The organism is Terrabacter sp. P5_B1, assembly GCF_056400505.1.
In genome coordinates this window covers 1-1,682 of record NZ_JBFULD010000524.1, presented here as the reverse complement: position 1 = coordinate 1,682, position 1,682 = coordinate 1, and the positions used below count along the sequence as shown (strand labels likewise).

The following is a 1,682-nucleotide window of genomic DNA, read 5'->3' as shown; positions in this document are numbered from 1 at the left end:
GGGTGCGGCCTCACGGCATCCGCCGTGGACGGCGTATGCCGTCCCGCCCGGTCAGCTCGGGACGCGCCCTCCCACGGCCGGCGGGGACCCACCCCTCGAGCGGGGCTCAGGACACGGACCAGTGGACCACCGTGCGCCAGGTGGCCGGGTCCGGCTCCCGCTCGGGGTCGCTGAGGTAGCTCTCCCAGACGACGGGGCCCGGCACCAGCCGCTGGCCGACCATCCACTGCTCGACCTGGCCGTACGTCTCGCCCATGGTGTCGTAGGGCCCGACGTGCACCGCCTCGACGGCGGGTCCGCCCGGCAGGATGCTCGGCACCACGTCGCCGGCGGGCTCGACCGGGGTCGACACGGGGAAGCCGGCCTCGACGTCGACGACTGCCGTCGGCATGCCGCGGTAGAGCCCGAAGGGCGGGCCTGCGGGCGCATGGCCCTGCTTCGCCAGCGCGGCCGCGGTGGTGGCGAAGGCCCGGGCGAAGAAGGTGGGCAGCTCATCCATCGCCACCTTGGCCCGGAGGACGGCGGTGGGTTGCTCGGCGGCCTCGACCGTGCGGATCTCGTTCATCGCTCCAGCGTCACCTGCCGGACGCGGCATCGACAGGGTCGAAGGACCCGGAAACCAGAGCACGCGACCGCGCTTTCCCGGAAGGGCACCGGACGGCATACGTCCTCGGGAATGATGAGGGCCAAGGCCGCGTTCCCCTGATAGTTTAGAGTTCAATGACTTTTGACTTCAATGACTTTTGATCTCAATTACTATGGAAGGAACCGCCATGTCCGCCCCTGTCCTCTACCTCAGCCACGGTGCGCCACCGCTCGCCGACGACGAGCGGTGGACGGGCGAGCTGGCCCGGTGGTCCGCGGACCTGCCCAAGCCCCACGGCGTCCTCATGGTCTCCGCGCACTGGGAGGACGCCCCGACGACCCTGGGCTCGACGACCGGAGCCCCGCTGACCTACGACTTCTGGGGCTTCCCGCAGAAGTACTACGAGGTCACCTACGACGCCCCCGCCGCGCCCGCGCTCGCCGACGAGGTGACGAAGCTGCTCAGCTGGCCCGGCCACCAGGTGCACCGCGACGAGGCGCGAGGGCTCGACCACGGTGCCTACGTCCCCCTCAAGGAGATGTTCCCGGACGCGGACGTCCCGGTGCTGCAGATGTCGATGCCGACGCTCGACCCGCGGGGCCTGTTCGAGATCGGCCGACGCCTCGCGCCGCTGCGCGAGCAGGGCACGATGATCGTCGGCTCCGGCTTCACGACCCACAACCTGCGCTGGTTCAACCCGCGGGCCGGCTCCGACGCGCTGCCGCCCGCGGCCAGTGCCGAGTTCGACCACTGGGCGCAGGAGGCGATGAAGGCCCAGGACATCGACAGCCTGCTCGACTTCCTCGACAAGGCTCCGGCCGCCCACGAGGCGCACCCGCGCACGGAGCACTTCGCCCCGCTCTTCGTCACCCTCGGCGCTGCCTACGAGTCCGGCGGCCTCGACAACAAGAGCGTCATCGACGGCTTCTGGTTCGGCCTGAGCAAGCGGTCCTGGCAGTTCGGCTGAGCCTCGCCGCGGCTGCCCTGCTAGGCATGAGCACTGACCCGCCGGATCCGGGAACCGGCTGGTAACCCCACCCGTTCGACGGGTGTGGGTGCCCCACGAACGCGACCGCGGCTCGGAACCTCCCCTGAC

The 1,682-nt window shown here is 70.8% G+C and carries 2 protein-coding genes; one reads left to right on the top strand and one right to left on the bottom strand.

What is annotated here, in order from left to right; all coding sequences use genetic code 11:
• Positions 1–106: 106 nt before the first annotated feature.
• On the bottom strand, positions 107–565 hold the full coding sequence (locus tag AC1DP0_RS21640; protein WP_478088597.1) for a GyrI-like domain-containing protein: 459 nt from the start codon (positions 563–565) through the stop codon (positions 107–109).
• A gap of 208 nt (positions 566–773) precedes the next feature.
• Here AC1DP0_RS21640 and AC1DP0_RS21635 point away from each other — a divergent pair, with 208 nt between their 5' ends.
• Positions 774–1,553 (top strand): dioxygenase family protein, encoded by a 780-nt coding sequence (locus AC1DP0_RS21635; protein ID WP_478088596.1) that lies wholly within the window; start codon positions 774–776, stop codon positions 1,551–1,553.
• Positions 1,554–1,682 lie beyond the last annotated feature (129 nt).

What these genes read in the sequence shown, in the direction of transcription:
- AC1DP0_RS21640 (WP_478088597.1), bottom strand. Translation starts at nt 565, where the DNA reads ATGAACGAGATCCGCACGGTCGAGGCCGCCGAGCAACCCACCGCCGTC.
- AC1DP0_RS21635 (WP_478088596.1), top strand. Translation starts at nt 774, where the DNA reads ATGTCCGCCCCTGTCCTCTACCTCAGCCACGGTGCGCCACCGCTCGCC.